Source organism: Colwellia psychrerythraea 34H (genome assembly GCF_000012325.1).
Classification (GTDB): Bacteria; Pseudomonadota; Gammaproteobacteria; order Enterobacterales; family Alteromonadaceae; genus Colwellia; species Colwellia psychrerythraea_A.
Map to the genome: position 1 here is coordinate 4,146,958 of NC_003910.7, position 25,509 is coordinate 4,172,466.

Sequence of the window (25,509 nt, forward strand, 5' to 3'; positions counted from 1 at the left end):
TAAAACGAATGAGGTGGCATTTTTGGGAATAAATAAATAATTTTATTTTTACTCCACCTAATTTACTTTTATCATACCTAAGGAAGTCACTATTACCATAATCTAAACGAAGTAGTCTAAACCTCTTCGTTAAATAACTTCCCTAGCGTTTTTTATATAAACTAATAGACTGCAATCTCATCGATATATAAAGGAAGTTTTGGTATTTGTGGATCAGTAGAGTTCTTAGCATTAATAGCAATAACACGAAGAAATTGCATTTTTACTTGCTCAAAGTCTAAGGTTAATAACGGCCCTTTAATTTGAGTTGGCGTTAAACGTAATAATGATTGCCAATTAATGCCGTCATTCGAAACTAACACTTCAACTGACACAGGAGGCTGCAACTGCCTGTGTTTACCGGTATCAATGCCCAGTTGCACTTGACTGAACTCAGTGGCCTGCTCAAAATCAATAATCGCATCTAGATCCTCATCGTAAAACACCGCAAAATCATCAACATTGTAATACTGCTGGTAAGCCATAATGCCATCTAATAAACGTTCTTCACCCGTTTTTGGAGGTGCAGCAAAACTGATTTTTTTACCTAAAGCTTTATGCGGCGCTAACGCCACATTCACTTCACTAAAAAGCGTTCTTCCCTGGGCTGATTCGACAGCCACCCGTATTAACACTGGCTGCGTTACTGTGATGGCATTCTTATATAAATAGGTTGCTTTACTGTAGGGGGCGGGTTCACTACCATCAATAGTATAGAATATATTCTTCCCCGCAATATCGGCTGTTAAGTTTACGGTTAATTCACCACTTTTTACAACGTCAATCTTAGTGCTTGCGGTAAAAGCACTGGTGCTTGGGTTAAGCCCCATTTTCTGATATCGCGTAATAATATGATCAACATTAGCACTATAACGAGACCAGTTTTTATTTGTCGGTTGTGTCCAAAATACTTCAGCTAAAGCACTTAACCTTGGTAATAACATGTACTCCGCATGGCGGGGACTCTCAATGTACTCTGTCCATAATGCCCCTTGTGCACCTAGAATATGTTGTTGATGCTGTGGTGATAAATCTGCCGGTACTGGGTCGTATCCATAAACCATTTTAAGGGGTAAGTAACCATGAATGGCTTTAGGTTCATCAACTGAACGCGATTGATAAGCATCTAAATAAGTATATTGGTAAGGGCTCATTATTACATCATGTCCAGCTTCACTTGAAGCAATACCTCCTTCAATACCGCGCCACGACATAATCACAGCGTCTTTGGCAATACCACCTTCAATGATTTCATCCCAGCCAATAAGAGTTTTATCTAAGCCGGTGATGATTTGACTAACACGTTTAATAAAGTAACTTTGTACCTCTTCTCCATTGGTTAAGCCCTGCTCTTTCATCAACTGTTGTACAAAGTCACTTTCAAGCCACTGTTTTTTAATCACCTCATCACCACCAATATGAATATATTTTGATGGGAACAGAGTCGCAACTTCTTGGTAAACTTTAGCAAGCATAGTAAAAGTATCCTCAGTAGGGCAAAGTACTTCTTCAAATATACCAAAGCGTTGCTCAACCTTAACCAGATTTTTATGGCAAGAATATTCTGGGTAAGCCGCTAAAAATGCAGTGCTATGCCCCGGTACACCCACTTCTGGAATCACCTCAACATGAAGTTCTTTAGCATAAGCCAATACCTCTTTAATTTGTGCCTGAGTATAAAAACCACCATGGGATTTATTATCAAACACTGATTGATAATCGTAAGTGTGACCGACAACCGTTTGTGCGCGATGCCCGCCCACCGAAGTTAATTTAGGAAACTGCTTAATTTCAATACGCCAACCTTGATCATCGGTGAGGTGCCATTGAAAATAGTTAATTTTATGAAATGCTAGCCAGTCGATATAACGTTTTACAAAGGTAACATCAAAAAAATGACGGCTTACATCTAAGTGCATACCGCGATGTTTGAAACGTGGTGCATCAATAATATCAACACTAGGTAATAGCCATTGCGCTTTATTAATTGGCATACGGCTTTCTATATCACTTGAGAATAACTGCCTTAAGGTCTGCGCAGCGTAGAATAAACCAACTTCGCTACTGGCACTAGCCGTGACTTTGTTGGCATCAATGGTTAAATGATAACTACCTTCAACAGCTTCTTCACTTGATTTTTCCAGCAGTAAGAACGCTATTTTATTAGCCGAATTAGCCAATTTATACTGTAACCTAGCTTCTTCTGTAGTCAACAATGATGGCAAATATCCTGTGGCTGGTTGTATGAAGTCACTAAAATAATGAGCAACTTTTTTAGCGTCATTATTGGTATAAATTAATTGAGTTTCATTATTAAAGGTAAAGGTTTCTTTTCCCCAACTCACTTGTTGAGGATATGGGAATAGCGCGTTTTGCTGTGCACTTTTTTGTGCGCCAGAGGTAAAGGGTGACGCAGATAAAGTAAGCAATAATAAAAAAAGTGATATTTTCACAAATAATCCTCGGTATAAAAAACCCGATTTCATGCCATGTAAATGAAATCGGGGGCAAATAAATCAACGACGCTCAAGGGTAAAGCGTATTAATGCCATCAACGTGTGTTTGTTTTACGTATACTGATTTACGTGTATCTAGGGCTAGCCGTGGCGGTATAAATCATCACAGCTACCCCTCAATTTAACGCTTAAAAATCGTAGGTTAATGAAGCTGTGAACGTTCGACCTAAGATTGGACGAGCATAGTAATATTCAAAGCCAGCTTGTTGGTCATTAATTGCACGAGGATTACCTTCCGTCAAACCAATTTCATCTGATAGGTTAGTTGCTTTTAAGTGAATACTTAACCCTTGATTGAAGTGGTACATAACACCTGCATCTACGGTGGTATATGCAGGTAAAGCGAATTCATTTTGACCATCAGAGAAACGTTCCCCTAAATGATGAATTGTTAAGTACACATTACCTTCGTCGAAATGATAAGTCGGCGTTACGCGCATTTGTATCTTAGGCGTACGCTTAACTTGATTGCCTTCCCAATGACTGAAATCACCTTCAAAGCCTTCCATTTTAGGGTCTTGTACTACACCAGTCAGCTCTATTGAGATGCTCTCAACTGGCCGCCAAACGGCCTCGAATTCAATACCTGTAGTAATTGCATCAACCGTTTGGTTAGACACTTCACCGTTACTACCGGTAAAGTTACGCTCAGTTAAGTCTTGAAAATTAGTATTAAATAAGGTCACGGAAGTACCAATAGTATCTCCTGAATAACGAACACCTATTTCACCGAAAGTAAGGTTTACCGTTTCATTAAACTGTGCATCTTCGCCTGAGTGAATACCTTGACCATGGCTAAGTAAACGTGGCATTTCAAACGCATCAGCATAACGACCGAACATGGCAATATTTTCATTAAAGGTATAATTAAAACCTAATGTCCATGCCGTTTCAGTAACATCCATTTTTTTATTGAAGAAAACATTAGAAGGCATATCCGTATAGTTGTTTGCCATAATGTTATCAGTATCATTGCCATTAGCATCAAAAGCGCCATCAACTTCTTGTGCAAATGAAGTGCCTGAACCAGTACTATTTAAACTTAAACGCTCAACCCTAATACCACCATCGAGTCTTAAATCATCGGTAACTTGAAATTCTTCATTAACGAAAAGTGAGTGCGAGCTTGTGGTGCCATAAGCAGTTGCTTGACCCCAACCTGGCGCATATCCTGTAGAGCCTTTATCGGTAAGTTGACCAATAACACCACCTTGTGAGTCAAGCGCAACAATATCTAAACGACGTGCATTGTCTCTCACCTCGGTTAAAAATTGTGACTCCCACTTATCTACAGGCAAATCATCGGCATCAACACCAGCATATAACCAACCGAAGGTTAAACTGTGAGCATCATTTTCGTAAGTAAAACTTAGTTTAGTCACTAGTTGGTCAGCTTCATAACGCGAGTAAAGTGGGTAACTTGTTGTAACTAAGCCATTACCGTTAAGGCTACTGGCATCGTTAAATATTTCACCTGAGTTCACAAATTGATAAGCTGCACTTACTGCACCGTCATCAGCAAAATGAGTTAGCATATTTTGAACATCATCAGCTTGTAAGCGCGCATTGCCATCAACCAGAGTTGAGTTATCAAAGTTGAGTAAGATATACATATCATTTTCTAACTTAGAGTAACGAGCTTTTGCATTCATATACCAGTTATCAGATAGGTCATAATCAAACTCAAAACCTAAAGTAGTCACTTTAGTGTGCTGGCCATCTTCAAGATCTCGGTTTAAATAACTACCATCTTGTTTTAAATAACCAAGGTTTTGCTGATCTTTACCAATAAGCGTACCTGATTGAGGATCAACTCCTGGTATGCCTTGAGGGTCGGCTTGGTTTTGCAATGGAATAGGCACATAAAAAGTGGTGTGGTCATCAAGATGTTTTGCTGAAATAGTCAATTGACCATTATCAAACTCACGGACTAAATTGGCACGAATTTGACCACCTTGATCAGCAGTAAATTCCGTATCACGCACACCATCTGATTGGCGGTAAAAACCACCCACTGACATTTTCCAGTCTTCGCTGATTGGAGCCCCATAAAAACCTTCAAGACGAGTCATACCATAATCTGCATATGATAACTTAACTGTACCTTCAGCTTCATCGCTAGGTTTACGGGTAATAAAGTTAACTAATGCGGCGGGACCATTGGTGGTAAGTAATCCACTTGTTCCGCCACGTACTGCTTCCATTCGTTCAATGGTAATATCTTGACGCTGATAAAAATCAACCCATACGCCATCATATACAACCGGTAAGCCATCTTCTTCGACACCAATATAGCGAAACCCTTCACCACCACGTAAACCACGAGGTGCTACGTTATTATTCGTTTCGCCGCCTGAATCTTCTACCCAAAAACCAGGTACTGATTCTAATAAATCAGCAGTACCTAAAGGCATTTCTCTGGCAAGTTGCTCTGGACCTAAAGAAGTGACTGATATTGATGATTCTAGAATAGTTTGGCCACGGCCCGTATTACCCGTTACTACAATGCGTTCTAAATCTGCAACTGCTGGTTTGCCTGCTTCTTTTTTTACTTCTTCAGCCATTGCTGAAGAGCCTATTGCAAGTGCTGCCAATGTTGCACAATAAACCGCAGATTTTTTAAATGTAATGGTCATATTTTCCCTCAAGCTTTTCACTTTGTTTTAATTGAATTAGCGCTGTTTCGTTTTAGCTCTTTTTAATTTAATTAACGTTGTTTCGATTCAACGTCGCTTAGTTGTAAATTTTGTTGCTAAAGCGCAATAAAGTGATATGAAATAAGTCAGCTTTATTTTGCTTACATAGATAAATACGTAAACGAGGGGATATTTGGGAATAAATAATTAATTAAATTTAATAATTATTTTACTGAGGGCTTTAACTATCACGTTAATTATGGTGCTAATTGTTACTTTAATTGAAGTATTACAGGCATAAAAAAACCGAGCACATGGCTCGGTCATTTATTAACTTTAAACAGTAGCGATGTGCTAACTAGTCTTCAAAGTCACTTTCTTCTTCATCTCTTGGCGTAAAGGTTCTAATACCTTCTTTTGCTTCGATTTCAATGTAAAATGACGTTAAGCCTTCAACTTGAGTTTGATCAATACGTTTATTAATCTCTGACAATTGTACTGGCTCTGCTTCTTCTTTGGTGTTACCAAATTGGCAATCAAAATCCCAAAAGTCAGCACCTGCTGGTAATTTTTTGTTGCGCTCTCTTTTAAGATACTTTTTAACTTCATGCTTTACAGCATCAACGCGTCTTTCAAGTTTTACTTTCGGGTGGGTTAATTCAAACGTTTTTTTCATGGTGGGCCTTAAGTCAATGGCTACAATTACTCGTCTATAAGACGAGAAAAAGGTGTAAATAGTATAATGTCGGCTATTTTACGTTACTTTCACGCAAGTAGCGAGATAGGATAGCAACACAAGCATAAAAACCTGAGTGTGTTGCCGATAGACCTGTTTTTATAGCCTTAACACTACAATGACAACATTGATTGAGTTGCCGCAATCAAGTGATGCTTAGTGTTTGGTTCAACAGAAGCATGACCTGATGCCTCACTAATAACAAGACGCGAATTAGGTAACTGTTGATGTAATAACCACGCATTATCAGCAGGACAAACAATATCATAACGACCATGAACGATAGTCGTTGGAATATCTTTTATTTTATCGCAGTTCGCTAAGATCTGATTGTCAGTTAAAAAACAATCATTCACCATAAAGTGTGCCTCATGGCGAGCTAATGTCCAAGCATGGTCGTCACCTGTAGCTGCATCAACAAAGGCTTGATCAGGTATTAAGGTACAGCAACGGATTTCCCAAATACTCCAAGCCGTTGCTATTTTTTGCGCTAGGGCTTTATCCTCACCAATCAACATTTCGTAAGCCGCTTTAGTCGTCGCTTGTTCTCTGCCTAGCGGAAGTACATCAATATAATCTTGCCAATAATCAGGGAAAATACGTGTTGCCCCGCCACCTGAAAATGTCCAATTAGTATCAACCTCACGTCCAAGGAAAATACCACGTAAGACTAAACTTTTAACACTGACCGGATGCGCCTCAGCATAGACTAAAGATAACGTAGAGCCCCACGAACCACCAAACACATGCCATTGTTCAATATTCAAGTGTTGGCGAATCTTTTCTATATCTGCAACTAAGAAATTGGTTTCGTTGTTATCTAGACAACCATGAGGTAATGAACGACCACAGCCACGTTGATCAAATAAAATGATATGGTATTGCTCAGGATCAAAAAAACGCCTGTCATTAGTTGAACAACCGCCTCCTGGACCACCATGAATGAAAAGCACGGGTTGCCCTTTAGGATTACCACACTGCTCTACATAAATTCGATGTTGGCCATCAACATCAAGTAGAAAGTCATTAAACGGGGATATTTCAGGGTAAAACTGATTCATCTTGTTCATTTTATAAATTCTCTTCAGGCATATCCTGATAATAAGCTAATACTTGAATTAATTTGATTACGTTAATTTAATTAACTGATTTTGATTAACTTAAATCTAATGCAAATTTTTTCAATATCTCAATAGGCACTATCTCTAAAGCTTTAATATGGGTCTTTCGTAAGTGAACTCTCGGTGCTCTATCGCCTTGATAAGCTTCTAACCATCGCTCTGCACATAAACACCAAGTATCTCCAGGTTTTATGCCTTCAAAGTTAAACTCAGGTCTTGGCGTTGATAAATCATTGCCTTTAAAACGAGAGAATTCTAAAAACTGCTCGCTTGCTTCAATGCAGATGGTATGTGAACCAACATCTTGCTCAGAGGTATTACATTTATTATCACGAAAAAATCCAGTTACCGGATCTCCACCACAGCCTATTAACGCTTCACCAAAAACGTTAATTGATTCATCCATTTCCATTTTTTTGTTCCCATTGCTACTACTAATTAGCTGACAGTATACCCATGTTAATTCAAAATGTAGAATTCAGTGGAATACCTGAAAAAAGAGTTCAGACTTACTGCCTAATACACCTTACATTCTCATCCTAGAAATAGTGAGACATAAAGGATCACAAAAAATATGAGTAGTTTTTTTGCACGACTTTTAGACAGCACTCACAAGTAATCGTTAATATTACCGTGCTGATTAATGGTTCGTAGCACCTGTTGATTTTCCCCCATACCGCCAATCGTTATTAACTGATCATCTAAAAGTAATAAACCTCGGTGGTCCATTGTTGCGTTAGGTGTTGTTTTAACTTGCCAACCTTGGGTTTTAATATCATAAATCCATACGCCATTATCAGGCGTTGAGGCCTGTCCGTTATAACCTATACCATTGAAGTTATAAGGATTGTCACTACCGCCAATAAAAATAATTTTTTGATATTGATCGATTCCGACCGCTGCCATGCGGTATCTTGATTTTCCTGTCGGGTGAGGTAATAATTGCCATGCTATTTTACTTGGATCTTTTTGATCTATTTTTCCTACATAACAACTTGCTTCAGCTGCATAACTTCGACGTTTATTGATATGAACATCAACTCGTACGCCATCACAAATAACAAGCGTATTACCAACGATTCCGCCTGCTTGTCCAAATACCGGTTTCCCTGGAAATGGGCTTGCTTGCTGCCAAGTATCTGTTTTTATGTCGTATAGCTGAACCAAGTTAACATTTCCATCATTATGCCAACCGCTAACTAAATAGATATATCGGTTATCATAAGGCAGAGCAACGCTATCATCGACAGGCACAGGCATAGATGCCAGTTTTTTATAGCTCGCATTAGTCACATCATAAGAATAAACATCAGGAACTGATACTTCACTATGATCTTTCGCAACAGTATAACCACCAAAGATATACGCTTTATTATTTATGCTCGTTGCAACACTAGCCAAGCGCCCCGTTAAACCATTAATCGGTTTTTCAATCGGCACAGGGGCAATAGACTGCCATTTTTTCAGATTAACATCATAGATAAATGCCTTATTATGAACATCTTGATAGGTCTTATTTTTACCTAAACCAGAAAAAGACAATAGATAGTCTTTATTCTCAATAGAAAGCTGAGTAACTGCGTTATTAGCGACAGGCTCGGGTAATAAAGCTAATTCAGTTTCGTGTAGTGAATTAGCTCGAACAGATAGGGTAAAACTAAACAGAACTGTTAAATAAAAGAACGCCGATATACTTTTAGTAAATAGATGAGCAGTGAAAAAAAATGATTTAGGCATAAATATAATCCGAATGTTTAACATGTTATATATACCCGCTCCACTTGATGATGCTCGTTTCAGGAAGTCTGATCGCTTCATAATCAAGGCTCATTTTTTTATTAATGGTCATTCCCTTAAAAAGAAATGTAACGAAGAGTATGATTTGCTCAGCCTTCCCCAAGAGGCTGGTTTAGAAACGCTTTATGCTGCGTTACTGATTTCGACAATAGAACAACTATTATCTTCAATCAATGCCTTGCCTAAAGGCGTTTCTAATTCCAGCTGAATCATGCATCTTCAAGTGGAACGGGTATAAGTAGTTAGTCAGAAGTGGCTATCAAGACAAAGTCTTTAGCAGCGAACTCTTTACCATTAAGTATGATTGATACTTGGTGTTTTCCTGGGTAAAACACTCGTGTGCTTATTGCTTTAAAACTCTGCTTTCGATCCACTTGATGTGACTCATTCGCCCCAAGGTTACGTTCACTGATCTTAAAAACCTTTTTCGATAACTGTCCGTTCTTTTTCATAAAATACAGCCCATATTCCAAGCGTATTTTTTTACTTCTTGTTGAGGTGTTTTTTACAGTAAAACTGAATTGAGCATACTCGCCAAAATTAACCTCATTAGTTAGTATCGCAAATTCAGTGAGTTTAATGCCTGTGCTGTCGTAACCAAAAAGTGCCAGGGTATCAGGGCAAGCCTGTTTTAATAACGTTCGACAAGCATGTTTAAGCGTTCGGTCGAACTGTTCACTAGTACCTAGGTATTCTTTGACAAAAGCAATCACCACTTGAGGATTATCTTTGGCGATATCATTTAAGTTATTGGCAACGCTACGACGAACAATTTCTGTCGGATCATCAACTAGACGATGTAATATAGGTAAGAGTTCAACGGGATCTTTCTTATATTCTTGCAGCGCTATCGCCCAAGGTAAACGGGGTCTGCTACCTTCAGTCGCTAAACGCCTAACCAAGTAATGCTCATGTTGGCTCCATAAGATCATTTGCGCTAACATTTGATTGCCATATTTAATTAAGAAAGGTCGAACTGCAAATTCACCACTGGTAAATTGCGTTACTTGCTCCATAACCTCAACCGATTCTTGAAAGTGATTTATGCCATAGGTTTCTATATATTCTGGTAAGAACATATATTCAACACTACCTTCAGTAATGCCAGCATCGGTTAAACTTGCAATTAACTTAACTAAAATGTCGGCAGCTTGAGGGAAATCAGTTGGCATAAACTGATGCATTACCGCTTTGGTATGACTCATGCGCTCTTTTAGCTCTAATACTTCAAAGTTATCGCATAACATAAGTGCCATGAACTCTTGCTCATCAAAGTCTGGCAAACAGGCTTTTAAATGTATCGATAAGGTTAAATAAAAGCGCTCGTTGTATAAATTTTTAAAAGGTTCCATAGTGATGATTTGAATCCAGAGTTTTTCAAAGGGTAAAATAGGTATAATACCAAGTTGATTAAGTTCTTTCCCACTCAGCGAGAATTAAAAGGCTTAGAGGCAAGGCATTGATTGAAGAGAATGGTTATTCCCTTATCAAAATCAATAACGCAGCATGTAAGCCTTTTAAACTCGCCCTCTGGGAGCTTACTCGATGCCCACTAACATCGTTAAATTTATTTGATTTAGAATGACTAAACCGAAACAAATTTTCTTTGTTATTGAACATCGAGCAGAGCTCTGAGTTGGGAAGAAATTTAATCAAATTGGTATAACACTATACTGCACTAAAGCTGTATATAAATACAGTCACGTTTCTTTAGTTATTTTTACTCAACATACAGGGTAACCATATCACTGTTACCTTGCTGGTCTTGCACTATGATTTGCTGCTTACCTATGGTTGATAATAAATGCTCTTTGCCTTGGTTTGGCTTGATTTGATAACTGTGTTTGCCGTTGATATACCAATTGTGTGTACCTAAGCCGCCAATGCTTTTTAACCATACGCTCGGTATTTTGCCTTTATCCCCTGACTTTCGATAAATACTGCCCTCTTCAATACCGGTAATTTTTAAGGTCGCACTTGAGGCTATATCTGGGCTAGCACACTTAGGGTCAAGCATAGGTATCAAGGTAAATCGTCGTTGTTTTACCTTAATCCAAGGCTCTAATACCTTAGGCCAAACAGCAACATGGTTAACTTTTTTCGGCACTGTCGCGCAATCCATAGCAACTCTCAATTGGTTTGCTGGATTAGTCCAAAAGGTAAAAAGTCCACTTTGCCATGCATCTACATCGCTGGTATGCCAAGTAGGCGGCACAGTATCGTCAATAATCCACGCTTGGTGATCTTCCTGACAATCACTCGCTCGGTTGTCGCTTTTTCTGGTGCCTAAAGGCCAACATATTGTCTCTTTCGTTACCTTGTCAGGTTTTGTGATCTGTTGTGCATTCAAATTAAGACGGTCAGCAACATTAAATAATAACGGCCCTGCACTAATACTGCCATAGTGCCCTGGCATGGCGGTGCCATCGGGTCTACCTAGCCATACGCCTAAGGTATATTCTTTGGTTACTCCGATTGCCCAAGAATCACGAAAACCGTAACTTGTACCTGTTTTCCATGCCATCTTTCCTTGTTGTAAAGACGAGGCAAAAGTATCAATACTGCCAGGGCGTTCAATGCCAGCTAAGAGCTCTTGAACCACCCAAGCACTCTCTGAGGAAAGTAAATTACGTGTTTGCTTATCTTGTGTTAACTCTTTCTGTAAAAAGCGTAATTGACTTACTTTACCTTGGTTAGCAAAAGCCGAATAACTTTCAACGAGTTGTTCTAATGAGGTTCCTGCGCCACCTAAAATAATGGCTAAGTTGGGTTTTCCACCTGGAATTGATAGGGTTAAACCCGCATTTTCTAATTGCGCAACAAAACGATTAACGCCATAGCGCTCTAAAAGATCTACTGCTGGCATATTGAGAGAACGCTTCAAGGCTTCTGCCGCTGACACAGGTCCATTAAAGGCACCATTGAAATTACTGGGGCGATAATCCCCCCAACTGCGCGGAACATCAGCCAGTAAAGAATGTGAATGAATCAAGCCTTCATCTAATGCTAAGCCATAAATAAACGGTTTTAAGGTAGACCCCGGAGAACGGATGGCCTGCACCATATCGACATAACCATGTCGCTCTGCATTAGCAAAATCAGCGGTGCCAATATAGGCCTTCACTGCCGAGTTTTTATTGTCTACCACTAAAATAGCCGCTGAGCTTTGTTTAGGTAACCTTGTCATATAAGAGGTAAGTGAATCTTGTAACGCCAGCTGCAAGTCACTATCAATAGTGCTTTTTACCACCGATTGACCATTGGAATGATTCAATAACCGCCGAGCCAGTAATGGCGCTAATTGCTTAGGGCGAAAATTAAAGCTAAAAACTTGCTCTAACATTGCATCATCCACAATTTCTTGTGGCCATACATCAAAATCTGCAAGCCTTTGTAATACCTTATTTCTCGCTTTTTGAGCTGCTAAGGCATGTAAATCAGGACGATATCGAGTAGGTGCTTGTGGGAGAACCGCCAGTAAAGCAGCTTCCGCATGAGTAAGCTCTTTTGCCGATTTATTTAAGTAGGTAAAGCTTGCCGCCTGCACTCCTTCAATCGTTCCACCAAAAGGCGCAGTATTAAGATAAAGCTGTAGAATTTGCTTTTTATCTAACTGCCACTCTAGTTGTAATGTTCTTAATACTTGCTTGGTTTTTCCCCATAAACTTCGCTTGTGCGGATGTAAAATCCTCGCCACTTGCATTGAGAGTGTTGAGCCACCAGAAACAATTTTATTACTCGCGACATTTTGCATTGTCGCTCTGAGCAATGAAAACGGATTTATGCCCGGGTGATGCCAGAACCAGCGATCTTCATAATTAATTAATGCGTCGATATAGAGTGGGGAGACTTGATGCAATTTTATCGGGTAACGCCAAATACCATTTTTATCAGCAAAGCTTCGTAATGGTCGATCATTTTCATCCACCACAACACGGGCAAATAAGTTATTTTTCTCAGGTAAGTTTAATGGGTAAAGACTATCAAGCGTAAATAACACAGCGAGTGACATAAACAAGGCTAACGCCAAAAAGACCACTATTCGTTGATGTTTACACCAACGAATAATGGTTGTTAACCCTTGTTTAATCATGACAGTACCAACACGTATTCCTTTTGGATTAATAGTTTTCAACCAATACTTATTGACTAATACTTATATCGCCAATAGTAGCACCAATGCCTCTAAGCTCTGGTCGATACATATCTTCAACTAAAGATGCTGGTACCTTGTAAACACCGGGAGTCACCGCGCGCACTAAGTAAAACAAATGCGCAGTGCGACGTTTGCTAATGTTAAGTGCTGCAACAAAACGATCATCGCGATATTCTTGATAAGTTATCGGCGTATTTTTTTGCCAATATTCAATCGTTTTCCCATCAACTTTAAGCTCATCTAGTTTTATCGAATTACCGAGATTTTGATTTTCCAATTCAAAACCCGCAGGTAACAAATCAACCACTAGGGCATCAGGTGTTCGCTGCTTAGCAGAGACTTGCAGGTGAACCAAGAATAGCTGACCGACTTTGACTTGATCAATACTGGTTTCTTTACCTTTTACGCTTAACCACTGTCTTTGAATCGACAAACCATTGGCACTTTCTTTCGGGGCTTTTTTACCGTAACCACTGACGCTAATATTTGCTAACAGCGGATGTTTATTGTCAGAAGTGATAGTTACTTCTTGTTGCAGTACCTCGCTCGACAAACCTTGCTGATAAACCGAGGTTTGGCTAAGTTTATTGTTAGCCGCGCCAAGAATAACGTTGGCAGACCAAGGTTTTCCTTCAAACGCCTGCAGTGATAAACCGGCTAAGAACAAAGCATTACGTTCTTGCGTACTCAAGTACTGACGTAAATTAACCTCTTCAGCCAAGGTAAAACTAAGGGCGATAGCTTCTTCTTTAGCTTTATCCTCCTTTAACATTAAGTGGATCATTAGTGCTAAGTCACGTATTTGGCTGCCATAATCAGCAAGATATTGTTGTCGTTTATTCGGTAGATTATTTAACGCGATAGCCATTAATTGCTCACCACGTTTTTTATCACCCATGTTAAATAATGCCAATGCAAGATGTGTTTGCGACAACCCAGTTTTGGCGTTAGCACTATGGTTTTTAGCCAAGTTACGTAAGGTGCCAAGTGGCGCTTGATTCACCCGAGAGAGTACATAAGCGGCATAAGCTTTGTAAGCGAAGTAATAGTGTTTACCATCATCACTCCAACGTTCGTTATAAAACGGTCGGGTGCGCGCTAAGTAATTTTGCAAACGCGTTAAAGTTTTAGCTAACATTTCTTCAGGTACAGCTATGCCCATATCACGGGCATTTAATAAAAAGTCAGCAACATAAGCAGTTAACCAGTGCTCTTCTGCAGAGGTATTATTCCATAAACCATAACCACCATTACTCAGCTGTAACATCGCTAATCTTTCGATGCCTTTATTGATCATATCTAACCGTTTATCTTCACTAACCGCTTTAATCCCCATACTTTTCTGTTTGCCTGGCGTGGCAAAAAGCAATGGATAAGCACGACTACTGGTTTGCTCTAAACAACCATAAGGATATTGTAATAAGTGAGTCAGTTGCGCCTGAAGATCAATGTTTGCTTTAGGCGATATAGTTAAAGAGGCATGCACAGTCTCAGGAAATAACGCTTGAGCAATACTTGGGTCAAGACGCAGGCTATCACCTTGTTGAAGAATTTTCTGACTGCGAGTTAACGTTGCCGGATAAGCGGGCCGCAAACCTAGAGACCAATTTCGATTAACATCTTCAAGTAATTTTGTACCCGAGACATTGAGTGAAAATCTTGCTTTGCCTTCATGTGCTAAGGCCTTCACAGCATAGTTAAGAGTGGTTTTCTCGCCCTTTTTAAGGGTGATTTTTTTAGTATGTTCAAAGGCTGCAACGGGTCCTGAACTGCTTAGCTGTACAGTTAACTGCTGCTGTTCACCACTGAGGTTAGTTACATCTAAGGCCAGGGTAGTTTCATCTCCCATCGCTAAGAATCGCGGCATAGCCAGCTGGGTAACAACGGGGGCTGCTATAGTGACTTCTTTATCGTTATGACCAAATTTATCGGCAGAAAAAGATAAGGCCATTAAGCGAATCCGACCATTGAAATCAGGAATATCTAATGGAATGATGGCCTCGCCCTGTTCATCTAATGACACTAAACCACTAAATAAAGAAACAATTTGCACATCCGATTGTGGCTCCTTGCCGCCTCGCGTTAAATCACTATCGCCACCAAAACGTAAGCGGGCATTTTCAGCCTGGTTAACTTCAATAACTTTACTATAAACATCCCGAGAATCGACTTCATATCGTCGCTGGCCAAAAAATGCCTCAAAGGGATCTGGCGTTTTAAACTCACTAATACTTAATACACCTACATCAACTGCAGCAAGTGTCACAAAAACTTTTTCAGCTATTGGCGCTGCTTCCGTGTTCTGACCTACTTGATGACCGACTTCATTTGTCACTTTTATTTGCACTGGTAATATTTTATTGGGAAGTGCTTTTTCAGCAACCTCAAACTCAATATTGAGTTGTTGTGATTCACGCTGAAGTGGTAGGTGAACCAAGCCAAAACTACGTTTAGGGGTTATGGTTTTGAGTTTATCGCCCGGCTGTAAGACCAGCGCACTGATATAAATATTATGCTGTTGCCAATCCGCCGATACAGGGATTTCAATTATGGCACCCTCAGCAGGAATAAACTGACGCGTTGACCATAGCGGGCTATTTCCTTCCACTAGAATGATGGCTTCACCGGCCTGGGGAGGAACAATATTCACTTTGACCAGATCTCCTGCGGCGTAACTTGCTTTATCCAGCGCCATGGTCACTTTGTCAGGTCTAGCAGCACCGCTGCCTGATTGACTTTTTTTCCAATCTGCATACCAATTGGTGCCGGCATAAAACTGCACACTTGATAATAAACCGCTGTTAACATCACGTACTTCGAGGCGATAACGGCCCCAAGTAACAGGAAAATCAACGCTTGCTGTTACACCGTCTTTTATCGTCAACGAGCTTGTTAGCTCAACAAACTCATTATCATTCCATTCATAATGCCAACCTCTATTTTGAGAATACACCCAAAAATAACGTCGGTCTTCACGTATCAATTTAATATCTAAAGCATTCGCGCTATGTTTAGTGCCATCAAGTGACGCTTTAACAATGTCAAAAATAACCGTTGAATTTGCGGCCGGATTATCTTCGCCAAAACTGCTTCTAATCCCTAACATTTTATCGCTGGGCCACACTAAAGCTGAATAGGCACGTGTTACAGGGCGACCACCCGATTCAAATAAACTACTGATAAAATTAACTTTTAATGGGCTATGCAAACCACTCCAATCACCTTGGTAGCTTATAATTGCTTGTCCTTTGGCATCTAATTCAATGTCTTTAAGTTCCGTACGATTATTGAAACGCGTTTGTCTAATATCGCCAAATTCAAATTTTGGTAAGGTCTCAACAGGGTTTCGCCACTGTGTGGTATTCACTTGGGTAGAAAGTCGATTACCTGACGCTGGCGCACCAAATAAATACTCGCCTAAAATCGGCAACTTAATGTGTTGTTTTTTAGTGGCTAGCAATCGTTCTTGTGGCGCTTTAGCATTGAAAGTGATTTTTAATCGTTCAGGTAAGAACTCTTCCACTTTAAAGTCATAAGTAAAACTTTCTCGATTAACATTCACTACTTCAAGTTGCCAATTACCTAATGCAGCGCTCTTGGGGATTTGCCACTGATAATGATAAAAACCTTGTTCATCTCCTTGCCACTTAAAGGTTTTTATTTTGCTGCCATCGGGGCTTTTTATCGCGGCAGATAAAATACTTTTTACAGTTAATTTGCCATCATCACTACGTAATAAAGCATTAAAATCGACAAACTCTGCTGGACGATATAAATTTCTCGGTGCATATATAAATAACTCTTGGGCTCTATATGGGCGAAGACCAAGATCAAAGTCTGACAAATCTAGTGCCGGTTTATTAAGCTCAATAATGGAGAAGTGCTGTTCATTTTGCGCAATGATTAATGACGCTGCAGTTAAATCACTGGCAAATGAAGCTTCACCACTTGGCGAGGTAACACCTTGCTGTAAGATATTGCCCTTGTCATTCACTAAGGTCACAGCAACGTTTCCTATAGCTTTACCGGTTTTTAATGAAGAGGCGTAAACATCTAATTGTTTATTATAGAAACGGGCATGAAGACCGATATCCGTCACAGAGAACCACATAACCTGATGATTATCATAGGCACCCGCTTGGGTCATCACAGCTAAGTAGATACCTGGCTCTGAGAGCTGTGCTATGCCTTCAATGTTAATACTGCGTTTAACGCGGGTATTTTTAGGTTGGTCGAGATCGTACCGACCACTATAAACAAGCTCGCTAAATTGAGTAATTCTCTTCATATCCCAGCGATAGTTTTTATAGGACATTTCTTGCAAAAAATGTTGACGATCTTTATCGTTTACTTGATAAAAATTAAGATCTACTGCATCAATGTTTACCGATACTACCGGTAAACCATTGCCTAAACCCTGAGTTAAAAAGGCTCCCGTAGTATCAAAGTTAATGCTCGCAGTGATGCTACTGGTTTTAACTTTTTTGTTTATCGTTTTACTTAAAACTTTGCCATTAGCAGCCACTAAACCTTGATAAATGGTGACATCAAAAGAAGTATCGGGGTCGACATACGGAAACCAAATAGTTTTGCCTGATTTTGAAATAACCCATGCACCGTCGATAGCGCCTTTATCTGCAGCACTGATATTAAAATATTGCTGGTGATTTTTAGAAGGGTCTAGGGGAACAGATAATGTAATGGCAACAGAATTTCTACCGTCTTTGCTACGTTCAGAAACGTCTAGTACGCTAAGAGGTGTTTCACCATAGTCTTTTTGTACTTGCTGTAAATTAAAACTGCTTTCATTAGGTTCACCGCTAGCGATTGTCTGTTTCGCACTGACTTCAGCATCAACTGACACCTTAACATCTGATCCCTCTTTCACTGGCTTGCTATTTTGCTCGCCACAGCCGAACAGCATCATATTGGCGAGTAATAGTAGTGTCCAAAGAAAGATTGGAGAGATAAAGTTAGTTTTCATTAAATACCCTTTAAAAGTTCACAGTTTCCATAAATAGGATTATATACCCGTTAAATAGTTCAAACTCAAAGTATTTGTATTAACAGGAATAAACTTCAAGAAATAGCGTTACTAACACTAGGGTCTGCTGATCTTTCGAGATTGTTTTTACAGCGTTTTGTTGGGTATTTATACAAGGCAGAGCCTTTGTCATGTGGTTGTTCCACATAAAAAGGCGATAACGCCGTACAAATGACCAACAAACGCTGTCCGAAGGATTCGGCTAAAAGCGTCTTACTCATTGTTGAGTAGCATTTGCTTAGAGTGACCAGGCTACACACGACTCGCCGCGATTAAAACGCTTTTATCTCGAACAAAATTTAACCGCGAAAGTTCAACAGACCCTAATTAATTTGAATGTATGGCTAAAATTATAAAGATATAAATACTGAACTATCGGCAATAAAATGCCCACAACAAAAAAGCGCCCTTAGGCGCTTTTTTGTTGTCATTCGTTAACCGTCGTAAACTAATTAAGCATGGCTAACTGTACTTTATGATGTTGTTGTTCTCGCTCAACATACTTGCCCCATTGCAAAGCCGTTTTTTTAGTACTGGTAAATTGTGCCGCTTTGGCAAAGGACGTTAAAGATCGTTCAAATTTTTTCAGGTTGAAATTCGCCATGCCCAAAATTAAATGCATATTGGCAATATCATTTACTTGATTGCCTTTATTTTCCTTATGCTTAGCGTATCGAGCTAAGGCTAACGTTGAAGAGTTTATCGCCGCTTGCCATTGCTCAGTATTCAAATACGTTTGTGCTAACAAAGCATCGTGCTTTCCTGATTGGGCAATGTCGCTCACGCGAACCAATACTTTGGTCGCTTTATCATATTCTTTCGCGGTCAAATAGGCACGAGCCAACATGCTTAGGTTATCTTCATCGGCAAAAATACTGCCTTGAGCAATTGAGTCTTCCAAAACTGCAGCGCTTTTAAAAGGCGCACCATGAAACAAATAGAGTTGCGATAAGGTAAGGATATCGCTCGCTTTGGTGATATAACCCGCTTGGTAAGCTGCTTCCATGACGGCCATTTGTTTATCTTCTTCACCAATTTCACCGTACATGCTTGACAGTTGTAACCAGTATTGTGGTTTATCATATAAGCGTATGAGCTTTTCCATTACTTTGGTTACTTGCTTAGGTTGCTTTAGCTCATAATAAGTAGCGCGTTGTAAAGTGAGCCAATTCTCTTTAGGGTGTTTGTTTTTCGCTTCGACTAAACTGATGGCCATTTCACTATGTTTTAAGCTATTAACAAAATCTTTGTCTTGGTAATAAACTTGGGCAAATAACATTTCTTGCGTGCCGGTTAGCTCTTTAGCGTTAATCTCGCGCCACTGGGTTAAGTAATCTAGTGCTTCTTTGTAGTGCTGTTGCTGCATGCTCAATTGCGCTAAAGAATACAGCGTAGAAATAATCAAACTGTCAGGTATTGCGGTTTCAGCAATCACTTTATTAAAGCTATCAACTGCTAATGTTATATCTTCATTGGCATAATACATAAAACCGTAAAAATTGAATAACATGGCACGTTCATAACTATTTAAGCTATTAAGTCGATCTTCTACTTCGGCTAAGACTTCAAAGCCCTCTATTTTATCACCGTCATCAGCCAGCTGTTGGGCCCGTGATAATTGTGAATATACGCGGTTACGCATTGCCGGTACTTTTTTACTGACGCGATAGCTCTTTTTAGAGACGTTTTTTTTATCAGTGCTGTTTTCATCTGCTTTAACTGTTGCTGTTTCAGCAGCGAAAACGTTGCTGGTTGTTATCGTGACAAGTAAAGTAAATACGGTTGTCAGAAGTAAGGAATTTTTACTTTTCATAATTTGCTCCTTCATTAGCTATTAATTAACTATTAATTAGTAATAAGTGATTTGTAAGGTTATCCCAAAAGGGTTAACCATCAATTTCAAAACTAATTTTGTTCTGTACGCCAGCCACTTCCATGGCAACACCATCAACAACACGTGGTTTGTATTTGAACTTAGCAACCGCATCAAGGGCAGCTCTATCAAATATCCCTTCAGGTTTTGCTTGCACTACCTTGGCATGACTGACTGAGCCTGTTTTGGTCACAACAAACTCAACAATAACAAAGCCTTCAATACCACGAGATTGCGCACGTCGTGGATAAATAGCAGCCACCTTAACAATCGGCAAATAATCACCATCGCCACTGTCTAAGCTCAAACCACCCGATAAACCAATATCCCCTTGAATATCCGCTGCAAAACTACTTTTCGCCGCATTCGCATTAGGGGTGGACTGCTGCATTTGAGGTGCGTTCATTGGTGGTGGCGGCTCTTTTGGCTTAGCTGGTTTTTGCGGTTTACGCTCTTTTTTAACAATCGCTTCATCTTTTTTTAAGCGGATGAAATCAAGCACACTGCCTTTGGCAGGGTCTGTCATCACTTCATTGCCACCGGCAATTAACTTTTGCATTCCCCACAGTAAGAGAAAGGTCATACTTAATGCTAATGCGCCCGCAATAACGTATCGAGCGCCACTGCGTACTATGATTTGTTGTGACGTATCTGTTGACATATTTATTGGCATGTTTGTTGACATATTAGATCCTTAACCTATTCCTAGGCCTCTTGCGCGGCAATAGATACATCATAAACCCCGGCGGCACGGGCAGAATCCATCACCTTAATTAAGGTATCAGTGGTCGACTTTTTATCCGCTTGAATCACAACAGTACCTTGTGGGTTCTCTGCTTTTAAACGCTCAATATTCGCTTGTACACTGCGAATATCCACTTTGCGTTTATTGATCCAAATATCGCCCTTATCACTAATAGCAACTAAGATATTGGCACGCTCTTTCTTTACCGCTGTAGCGGCTTCAGGACGATTAACATCAATACCTGCTTCTTTAACAAATGAGGCAGTTACAATAAAAAATATGAGTAAAATAAACACCACATCAAGCATGGGTGTCATATCAATTTCTTCTTTTTCATCTTGATCTTGTAACATTTGATTTAAATGACGCATAACTAACTCCAACAATTTCTATTTTGAATAGCCATTTCACCTGAGGTTAAATAGCTACTCATTATTAACTTAATGTTTAATGACTAACCGTTAAACTATCGGCGAGCAATTCAGCTTCTTTTTTAGCGTTTCGGCGTAACCAAGTTGCAGTAAATACACCTGATAGTGAACCGACCATACCTGCCATAGTAGGGATAGTAGCTCGTGATACACCCGATGCCATCGACCTTGCATTACCGCTTCCTGATATTGCCATCACATCAAACACCTCAATCATGCCTGTTACCGTGCCCAGTAAACCTAACAGCGGACACAAGACAACCAGGGATTGAATAAGTGCTAAATTACGATTTAACTTAGTCGTACCACGAGAAATTAGCGCGTTGCGTATTTGTTCGCTGTACCAAGACGTTTGATCTTTGCGACCTTGCCATACACTGACCATATGTTTCTTTACACTGCGATAGCTGTAAAAAACAAAGACAAAGCGTTCAAAAATCAACAACCACATAATGAAGATAACAGCGGCAATCACGATTAATACTTGACCACCGGTATCCATAAACTCATTAATGGCATCGTACATTTCCATTAAGGCAATCACTATTTATGCTCCTTGACCTGCAAGTGTTTGGCTTTGAGCTAGCTCTGCTGATTCAGCTCTTTCTGCAATGATGCCAGTACTTTCTTGTTGTAAAATATTAACAATATTACGACTACGACCATTTAAGTAAGCAAAGATAAAGACCATTGGAATGGCAACCACTAAGCCTAAAACCGTAGTAACAAGCGCTTGAGAAATACCGCCAGCCATCAGTTTAGGGTCCCCGGTACCAAACAAGGTAATGGCTTGGAAGGTATTAATCATACCCGTTACCGTTCCGAGTAAGCCGATTAGCGGTGCAACCACTGAGATGATTTTAATCAACGTTAAGCGTTTAGATAGCTTAGGGACTTCTCTTAAAATAGATTCAGATAATTTAAGTTCTAAGGTTTCAGTATCTAGGTTCGGATTGTTATCTTTAACTTGCATAACACGACCCAGAGGATTATCACTTGATGCAACTGCTGACTTAAGTTGTCGTTCAACTCTAGAGCCAATAAACACTAAACTAATAAGACGTTCTAGCGCGATAAGTAGTCCGACTAAACCAATCGCTAAGATGATGTAACCTACTGGGCCACCTTGGTCGACACGTTCTTTCAAATCAGGTGCTTGCACTAATAAGCTTAAAATTGAACCACCTGTTGGGTCTAAGGCAAAAGAGGTGGTGTTACCGCCACTGTTAACCAAGTCACTTGTTGATGCTAAATACCGATTAGAAGGCTGTCTAATTAGCTCAGCAACCGTACCTGTTTCATCAATATATTCTAAATATTTACCATTGGAGATTAAGTTAAAACCACCAACACGCGTCACTGCGGCATTGTTACGATCGCCATTCGCTAAGACAACTTCACGGTTGAAGGTGGTGACTTTGCCGCTTTGTGTCATTTCGCGTTGTAATTCAAACCATAAACGCTCAATTTCTGCAATGGATGCTAGCTTTGAGCTTGAGCCCATGCTTTGTGCAAATTCATCTAAAAACTGACCACGCCCTGGTATTTGCGCAGAAATAACTGACGTCTGAAATTTACTGCGGGTATCACCTGATACTTGCTGTAATACACCAAACAATTCTTTTAATTCACCTAAACGTTTATCTAACGCTTCAGCTTTGTTTGCCAGCTTAATTTCGTTATCCGCAAAGTTTTGTTCAAGCTGTACACTGAGTACTAACGCATTATCACGCTGATAACTCATATCATTCAGCATATCTTGCTGTTGATTTACTTTGGATTTAAATTGACTTTCTCTTGCTTGGTTTTGCTTAGTTTGCGTTATTTGGCCCTGCTCTAGTTGATTTAGTAAATCATCAAGGGTGAGCGCATCTTGTGCATGACTAACAGCACTTAAACAACTTAATGAAGCAAATGTCATTGAAAGCACAGAAACAGTTAACGCTTTTTTACCTGCTTTATTTAGCTTAGATACCGAGTTTTTTAACGTTTTAGCTACTGTGTTTCGTATTTTATTAGGATAATTAGTCATCATTATTACTCTGCTTGTGTCGAGGTTTCATTAATAGACACCGGTACCATAATTAAATCTGGTGCTAACTGTTTACGGGCTATACGTAAGGCTTTATTAATACCTAAACGATAATCTTGTGAGAGTGCTTGCCATTGACCCTCTCCCCCTTTTGAAGATTGTTTCCATTCACCTAAACGGCTACCGTCACGCGTTTGATAAACCAAACTCACGCGCCCGATGCGTAAAAAATCAACATCCATTTTTTTACCATCAATAGGTAATATTCCGCTGTAGGCTTCAATGGTACGACCGTAATCAACTTCAATTTGGTACGCTTCTAATACCCGGCGAAACTTTTCAGAAACGGCAATATCAGCACGATTCATCATGGTTTTTAAATCTTCAACACGCTTGGTTCTTTCGCTTGGTAAAAAAGGAACATCAAGGGTAACAAAGGTATCTAAGGTGCTAATCATACGTGCCATTAATGGCGATATTTGACGCTCAATAATACTCACTTCTTCCATCGACCTTGCTAACTGGGCTAGTTCGGTCATTTGGCTATCAAGTTGTGCTTGCATTTGTTGGTTATAAACACTGAGGCCATCAACTTCTTTTGTGACCACATGAAATTGCTGTAACTTAGTTTGTGCTTGGTTAGTTAAAGTGTTTACTTTTTGTTGTGATTTAGCGGCAGAATGATTGATTTGCTGACCAGCATTAACCACCTTATTTAACGAGGTACTGCTTGAAGGATCAGTAGCACTCGCTGCAGTAGCGAAGATTAAACTACTCGTGGTAAGGCTAATTAATAGGCTTGCTTTGGTGAGTTTAGACAACATCATCGGTTTACCCTTTCTCTTTTTAGCTCTTATTGATAAGAGCGTCATAAATTATAAATACCAACAGTAATCTGCATAGTTAGAACAGAGGTTAAATTATTGGTATTCAAGAATATGACAAAGTGTACCGAGGAAATATGACAGTTAAACTGAAAAATCATGACGCTTATGTTGCATTAAGGTTTCAGTTTAATGACAACCAAAAACAGCAGAAATAGTGAGTCGTTTGAATATTCAAATAAAGTAAGAGTCTCGCTCAATACTTTCTGGGCTGTAGCGGAATAGGATAAATTTAATGACTATTTTTAGTTAAAATCAGTAAGGAAATCACAACAAACATCACACATCGTAATAAAATAAAAAAAAGTCAACTAAATGATGCGCGAAGCGGAAGTTAATAACTCTTTAATACTAACGTCCGCTTCAAGGCTCTAAGCCGACATTCATTTTATATTTTACCGTTAATTACGATCCTTGAGCAGTTATTTGCTCTAATTCGTTTCTGTATATTTTCAACATGTGGTATTTTTGATAAGTTTTGGGAGGCAATCATCAAGAGAGAACTTTTGAAATTTTGCTCCTAAGAAGCTCCCTAAATGCAATCACTGCGGGGCTGACCTGCTCTCTGTTTGGACAAATCAAATGCAGTTCAACAGAAGACGAATCATAACCCGATAAGAGCTGTACAAGCTGTCCGCTATTTAAATCTGAATAAACATCAATCAGGGAGCGGTAGACAATACCTTTACCACTAACAGCCCAACGTCTCACTATATCTGTGTCATTACTTATTCTATTGCTATTAACTTTGATTTTGTATGTACCTAAACTATCAGTGTACTCCCAATGATCAAATAAACGACCAGCTCTACGGTGTAATAAACAATTATGATTACGCAGATCTTCTGGGGTTTCTGGATTTCCATACTTCGATATATAAGCAGGAGATGCGCAAGTGATTCTACTCATAGTTGCAATCTGAAATGAAACCATGGATGAGTCCTCTGGCTTCCCAAAACGAAGGGCCATGTCAACTTGATCTAAGTAAAAGTCTGAAACTGAATCACCTACAGTCAAGTCAATCGACAATAAAGGATGCTCTTCAAGCAACTCTTCTATCCAAGGTAAAAGGGTATTACGACCTAAGTCAGACGAAACGGATAACCTCAGCTTCCCACTCACCTTACCTTGTGTCTGATGTGCCGATATACGCCCTTGCTCTAAACTAGCTAACGCATTGCGGCAATGAAACAGAAATTGCTCTCCTTGTGGCGTAATCCTCAATTGTCTTGTCGTTCTAATAAGTAACTGTACATCTAACTGTTTTTCTAATCTTTTGAGAGCTGAACTGACTGCCGCAGGCGTTAGATTAACTTGGTTTGCGGTTTCCGTTATGCTGCCTGTTTCGACAATTCGTATGAATAGATTTAGATCTGAAGTATTCATTATTAACTTATATTTGAAAGTGTTCGTACTATTAGTGTGTTTTAGTTTAGTAAAAGTTATGGATAATGTCACTATCATAAATGGTTCTTCACTTTATAGTTATTCGCACTCTG

General features: G+C 39.5%; 18 protein-coding genes. 1 reads left to right on the forward strand and 17 read right to left on the reverse strand.

Annotated elements, in window-relative coordinates:
• Positions 1-161 precede the first annotated feature (161 nt).
• From CPS_RS17710 to CPS_RS17735, 6 genes are all read right to left on the reverse strand, one after another.
• Positions 162-2,492 (reverse strand): beta-N-acetylhexosaminidase, encoded by a 2,331-nt coding sequence (locus tag CPS_RS17710; protein WP_011044704.1) that lies wholly within the window; start codon positions 2,490-2,492, stop codon positions 162-164.
• A gap of 191 nt (positions 2,493-2,683) precedes the next feature.
• The gene (locus CPS_RS17715) at positions 2,684-5,191 is read right to left on the reverse strand and encodes a TonB-dependent siderophore receptor (protein WP_011044705.1); all 2,508 of its coding nucleotides are present in this window, start codon (positions 5,189-5,191) and stop codon (positions 2,684-2,686) included.
• A 358-nt stretch (positions 5,192-5,549) separates the two neighbouring features.
• Positions 5,550-5,867, reverse strand: coding sequence for a DUF6172 family protein (locus tag CPS_RS17720; RefSeq protein ID WP_011044707.1), 318 nt, complete (start codon positions 5,865-5,867; stop codon positions 5,550-5,552).
• Positions 5,868-6,040: 173 nt separating this feature from the next.
• Complete coding sequence (pip, locus tag CPS_RS17725; protein ID WP_011044708.1) at positions 6,041-6,997, reverse strand: prolyl aminopeptidase; 957 nt, start codon at positions 6,995-6,997, stop codon at positions 6,041-6,043.
• An 85-nt stretch (positions 6,998-7,082) separates the two neighbouring features.
• A complete protein-coding gene (locus CPS_RS17730) occupies positions 7,083-7,460 on the reverse strand; it encodes a DUF2237 family protein (RefSeq protein ID WP_011044709.1) in 378 nt (125 codons plus the stop codon).
• Positions 7,461-7,657: 197 nt separating this feature from the next.
• Positions 7,658-8,785, reverse strand: a complete 1,128-nt coding sequence (locus CPS_RS17735; RefSeq protein WP_138140311.1) for a Kelch repeat-containing protein — start codon at positions 8,783-8,785, stop codon at positions 7,658-7,660.
• On the opposite strand from CPS_RS17735, the gene CPS_RS17740 reads away from it, so the two are divergent.
• A complete protein-coding gene (locus tag CPS_RS17740) occupies positions 8,763-9,053 on the forward strand; it encodes a hypothetical protein (protein ID WP_232769240.1) in 291 nt (96 codons plus the stop codon). The two genes, CPS_RS17735 and CPS_RS17740, sit on opposite strands and share 23 nt — an antisense overlap.
• Before the next feature lie 34 nt (positions 9,054-9,087).
• Here the strand turns inward: CPS_RS17740 and CPS_RS17745 are convergent, their stop codons facing one another.
• The 11 genes from CPS_RS17745 to CPS_RS17790 all read right to left on the reverse strand — a co-directional run bounded on the left by CPS_RS17745 (position 9,088) and on the right by CPS_RS17790 (position 25,396).
• Positions 9,088-10,197, reverse strand: coding sequence for a DNA alkylation repair protein (locus tag CPS_RS17745; protein WP_011044711.1), 1,110 nt, complete (start codon positions 10,195-10,197; stop codon positions 9,088-9,090).
• 368 nt (positions 10,198-10,565) lie between these two features.
• Positions 10,566-12,980 (reverse strand): penicillin-binding protein 1C, encoded by a 2,415-nt coding sequence (gene pbpC, locus CPS_RS17750; protein ID WP_202944296.1) that lies wholly within the window; start codon positions 12,978-12,980, stop codon positions 10,566-10,568.
• Between the two features lie 7 nt (positions 12,981-12,987).
• On the reverse strand, positions 12,988-17,985 hold the full coding sequence (locus tag CPS_RS17755; RefSeq protein ID WP_011044713.1) for an alpha-2-macroglobulin family protein: 4,998 nt from the start codon (positions 17,983-17,985) through the stop codon (positions 12,988-12,990).
• A gap of 95 nt (positions 17,986-18,080) precedes the next feature.
• A complete protein-coding gene (locus CPS_RS23965) occupies positions 18,081-18,305 on the reverse strand; it encodes a hypothetical protein (RefSeq protein ID WP_011044714.1) in 225 nt (74 codons plus the stop codon).
• 188 nt (positions 18,306-18,493) lie between these two features.
• The gene (locus CPS_RS17760; RefSeq protein WP_011044715.1) at positions 18,494-19,858 is read right to left on the reverse strand and encodes a tetratricopeptide repeat protein; all 1,365 of its coding nucleotides are present in this window, start codon (positions 19,856-19,858) and stop codon (positions 18,494-18,496) included.
• Positions 19,859-19,931: 73 nt separating this feature from the next.
• Positions 19,932-20,579: an energy transducer TonB gene (locus tag CPS_RS17765; RefSeq protein ID WP_049758058.1), complete on the reverse strand. Its 648-nt coding sequence runs from the start codon at positions 20,577-20,579 to the stop codon at positions 19,932-19,934.
• Between the two features lie 44 nt (positions 20,580-20,623).
• Positions 20,624-21,034: an ExbD/TolR family protein gene (locus tag CPS_RS17770; protein WP_011044717.1), complete on the reverse strand. Its 411-nt coding sequence runs from the start codon at positions 21,032-21,034 to the stop codon at positions 20,624-20,626.
• A 76-nt stretch (positions 21,035-21,110) separates the two neighbouring features.
• Positions 21,111-21,638, reverse strand: a complete 528-nt coding sequence (locus tag CPS_RS17775) for a MotA/TolQ/ExbB proton channel family protein (RefSeq protein ID WP_011044718.1) — start codon at positions 21,636-21,638, stop codon at positions 21,111-21,113.
• A gap of 3 nt (positions 21,639-21,641) precedes the next feature.
• The gene (locus CPS_RS17780) at positions 21,642-23,015 is read right to left on the reverse strand and encodes a MotA/TolQ/ExbB proton channel family protein (RefSeq protein ID WP_011044719.1); all 1,374 of its coding nucleotides are present in this window, start codon (positions 23,013-23,015) and stop codon (positions 21,642-21,644) included.
• 116 nt (positions 23,016-23,131) lie between these two features.
• Positions 23,132-23,953, reverse strand: a complete 822-nt coding sequence (locus CPS_RS17785) for a DUF3450 domain-containing protein (protein ID WP_011044720.1) — start codon at positions 23,951-23,953, stop codon at positions 23,132-23,134.
• Between the two features lie 549 nt (positions 23,954-24,502).
• Complete coding sequence (locus tag CPS_RS17790) at positions 24,503-25,396, reverse strand: LysR family transcriptional regulator (RefSeq protein ID WP_041737122.1); 894 nt, start codon at positions 25,394-25,396, stop codon at positions 24,503-24,505.
• Between the last annotated feature and the right edge of the window lie 113 nt (positions 25,397-25,509).

Coding starts and splice junctions, on each gene's coding strand:
- CPS_RS17755 (WP_011044713.1), bottom strand. CDS start 17,985: ATGAAAACTAACTTTATCTCTCCAATCTTTCTTTGGACACTACTATTA.
- CPS_RS17730 (WP_011044709.1), bottom strand. CDS start 7,460: ATGGAAATGGATGAATCAATTAACGTTTTTGGTGAAGCGTTAATAGGC.
- CPS_RS17735 (WP_138140311.1), bottom strand. CDS start 8,785: ATGCCTAAATCATTTTTTTTCACTGCTCATCTATTTACTAAAAGTATA.
- CPS_RS17765 (WP_049758058.1), bottom strand. CDS start 20,579: ATGTCAACAGATACGTCACAACAAATCATAGTACGCAGTGGCGCTCGA.
- CPS_RS17715 (WP_011044705.1), bottom strand. CDS start 5,191: ATGACCATTACATTTAAAAAATCTGCGGTTTATTGTGCAACATTGGCA.
- CPS_RS17780 (WP_011044719.1), bottom strand. CDS start 23,015: ATGACATTTGCTTCATTAAGTTGTTTAAGTGCTGTTAGTCATGCACAA.
- CPS_RS17790 (WP_041737122.1), bottom strand. CDS start 25,396: ATGAATACTTCAGATCTAAATCTATTCATACGAATTGTCGAAACAGGC.
- pip (WP_011044708.1), bottom strand. CDS start 6,997: ATGAACAAGATGAATCAGTTTTACCCTGAAATATCCCCGTTTAATGAC.
- CPS_RS17760 (WP_011044715.1), bottom strand. CDS start 19,858: ATGAAAAGTAAAAATTCCTTACTTCTGACAACCGTATTTACTTTACTT.
- CPS_RS17745 (WP_011044711.1), bottom strand. CDS start 10,197: ATGGAACCTTTTAAAAATTTATACAACGAGCGCTTTTATTTAACCTTA.
- CPS_RS17770 (WP_011044717.1), bottom strand. CDS start 21,034: ATGCGTCATTTAAATCAAATGTTACAAGATCAAGATGAAAAAGAAGAA.
- CPS_RS17720 (WP_011044707.1), bottom strand. CDS start 5,867: ATGAAAAAAACGTTTGAATTAACCCACCCGAAAGTAAAACTTGAAAGA.
- CPS_RS17785 (WP_011044720.1), bottom strand. CDS start 23,953: ATGATGTTGTCTAAACTCACCAAAGCAAGCCTATTAATTAGCCTTACC.